General features: G+C 57.7%; 4 protein-coding genes and 1 pseudogene. 2 read left to right on the forward strand and 3 right to left on the reverse strand.

Annotated features, from left to right (window positions below):
* Positions 1-254, forward strand: a pseudogene (locus WAW39_RS09405) (MFS transporter); the annotation flags it as partial.
* A gap of 228 nt (positions 255-482) precedes the next feature.
* Here WAW39_RS09405 and WAW39_RS09410 read toward each other — a convergent pair.
* Together WAW39_RS09410 and WAW39_RS09415 are read right to left on the reverse strand one after the other, a co-directional pair.
* Complete coding sequence (locus WAW39_RS09410) at positions 483-773, reverse strand: type II toxin-antitoxin system RelE/ParE family toxin (RefSeq protein ID WP_422318101.1); 291 nt, start codon at positions 771-773, stop codon at positions 483-485.
* Positions 763-975 carry a hypothetical protein gene (locus tag WAW39_RS09415; protein WP_422318103.1) on the reverse strand — a complete coding sequence of 71 codons (213 nt, stop codon included), beginning with the start codon at positions 973-975 and terminating at the stop codon, positions 763-765. The genes WAW39_RS09410 and WAW39_RS09415 overlap by 11 nt, the downstream gene beginning before the upstream one ends.
* A gap of 318 nt (positions 976-1,293) precedes the next feature.
* Here WAW39_RS09415 and WAW39_RS09420 point away from each other — a divergent pair, with 318 nt between their 5' ends.
* Entirely contained in the window at positions 1,294-1,884 is a 591-nt protein-coding gene (locus tag WAW39_RS09420; RefSeq protein ID WP_422318105.1) for a hypothetical protein, read from the forward strand.
* 181 nt (positions 1,885-2,065) lie between these two features.
* Here WAW39_RS09420 and WAW39_RS09425 read toward each other — a convergent pair.
* Positions 2,066-2,338, reverse strand: a 273-nt coding sequence (locus WAW39_RS09425; protein WP_422318107.1) for a hypothetical protein, incomplete at its 5' end; no start/stop codon positions are given.

Consider the following 2,338-nt stretch of genomic DNA (forward strand, 5'->3'; position numbering starts at 1 on the left):
CCGTGGCGGCCAGCATGTTCACCCTCGGCGCCTCCTGGGGCACCGTGATCGACATCGGCGGCAGCCACACCGGCGTGGTGGGCGCGGCCATGAACACCAGCGGCCAGATCGGCAGCGTGATCTGCCCGCTCATCGTGATCGGCCTGCAGCAGCACTACGACTGGAACGCGCCCCTGTACCTCATCGGTGCACTCTTCCTCGTGGGAGCCGCCGCGTGGGCTTTCATCAATCCGCACCGAAAGATTTTTGAGTAGGCGGGGCAGCCTCTTTGCTGGGAGCGCCGATATTTTATCGGCTCTGGGCGAGCGTCCCTGTGACATCGACATGAAATGAAGTTCACTGCAAATGCGGCGCGTGTCCCTGCGGCGGAGCTTTCCAGAGCCGGTTAAAAACCGGCGCTCCCAGTACAGAATGCCGCTCCGCGTCAGGCTTTGCTCTTTGCTGGGAACGTCATACCACATCCTGCCATAACCCACGGAAGATCAAAAGCGTTTCAAACCCCAGCTGGGATTCCGGCGATTATGCCTGATGACCCACACACGGGCGTAGTCACCCCGGATGTCATAGAGAAAGTGGTAGGGAAAGCGGTCGAAGTTGCATCGGCGGAGTCCGCAGGCGTCGAAATGGAAAAAGCGCGGATTCTCCGCCACCTTCAGCAGCCCTGTTTGGAACTCGCCGAAAAACTCCTCCGCGAGCGCTGGCGAAACCTCGTCGTATTTTTCCAAAATGGCGTCCAGATCGGCCTGGACTCGTTGATGGAATCTAACGCGCACGAAAGCGAAGCCCAGAAACGAGCTGGTCAAAAGTGATCATCACTCCGTCATCAGCATCCCCCTCCCGCACCCGGCTCATCACTTCCTCATCCGAAACACCGTGGTGCGGCTTTTCAAGACCATGCAGCAGCCGGGCCGCCAGAGAAGCCCGGTCATCCTCAGAAAGCTTGGCCGCCTCCGCCGTGAGTTCATCCAGTTTCATGCCGTGCAGGATACGCACCCGCACGGACTCTGCCAGCACGTTTTGCAGGAGCGCGCAGCACTGGGAAAGGGGTGATGCACAGGGCTTTGCTCTTTGCTGGGAGCGCCGATGTCCACATCGGCTCTGGGCGAGTGGCCTTTGGGCTCACGTTAGCGGACCAGACCTCCTCATATTTTTCTGTTAAAAGCCCCGAACCGAACCACCGAAACCACCCCCCCGTTTCGGTGGTTTCGGTGGTTCATTCTGGCGGGGAGAATATTTTTTCGTGGGTGATCATCCTGTTTCCCGCCTACTGTCAGCCGAGTAACCAACCTTGCCATGCACCTCAGACTTACAATCGCAACAATCGGCGTGTTCCACGCTCTTGCTCTCTCAGCTCAAGACTCGAAGGCGCTGCCAGACAAGGTCGTGGCCCTGAAGTTCAACTACGAAGCAGCAATCCAGCGTGCGACGACGCCAATAACGCGGACCTATCTTCAAGAACTGCAGAAGCTCAAAATGGAATACACCAAGGCCGGCAATCTGGAGGCGGCGCTGGCCACCGACGCGATCTTTAAAGAGTTTGCCGACAAGACTAGCCAGACATCGAAGCCCGCAGCGGCGCCCAAGAGTCTTTCGAAGATGTCCTTGGACGAATTTAAAGGATGGTTGGAAACCGTGACCATCGCCGAACTGGCCGACGAGAAGAATGTCTTCGAATATGACGGCACAACAATCACCTCAGTTCAGGCCGGACGTCCGGCTCCCCGCGTCCACACAGGTGTCTCAGTGCAGCTTGGGATAATCGCTGTACCTTTCAGTGTTGAGGTGGCAACCATCCGCATTGCGGACAATCTCAAGACAGCCACCGTCACCTACAATAGCCAGGAACCAGTCCAAGCAAAAATCACCGCGAAGCCCAAGGGGTGATCACTGGTGGTGCTGTTCCACCTGATGGGCCTTTATAAACACTATGCCTGAATCCACGACTATCGAACCTACATTGCTTGTCGGCCCGTCGATGGGAGCAAGGCTACACATGGCCCCTCCCTTCGCGGTTGGGCAATATGCTACAGCTCGCCATTGAGATGTTTGGACCGCGAGACCCGTCCTACACGATCCTAGGCAGTGTTTTAAAACCAGTTTGAAGGAAAAAAATTGTGCGCCCGGTGAGTTTGAGCCACTGGCAAGTCTCATGCTCAATCAACGATTCTCTTGGTGGGGGCCGCTCAAGAATTGCGGGCCATGGCGCGACCTGCCGCGCGATCCAGCGCACCGCCTCGGCGATGCTGGGTGGACTTGGAGTTTTTGTCTTGAGCTGACGCGTGGCCCAGGCGCTTAATACCGCGCACTCCTCGGCCTCCAGCCACTGGGTCGCGGGCTC

It is taken from the genome of Prosthecobacter sp. (assembly GCF_049294395.1).
Classification (GTDB): domain Bacteria; phylum Verrucomicrobiota; class Verrucomicrobiia; order Verrucomicrobiales; family Verrucomicrobiaceae; genus Prosthecobacter.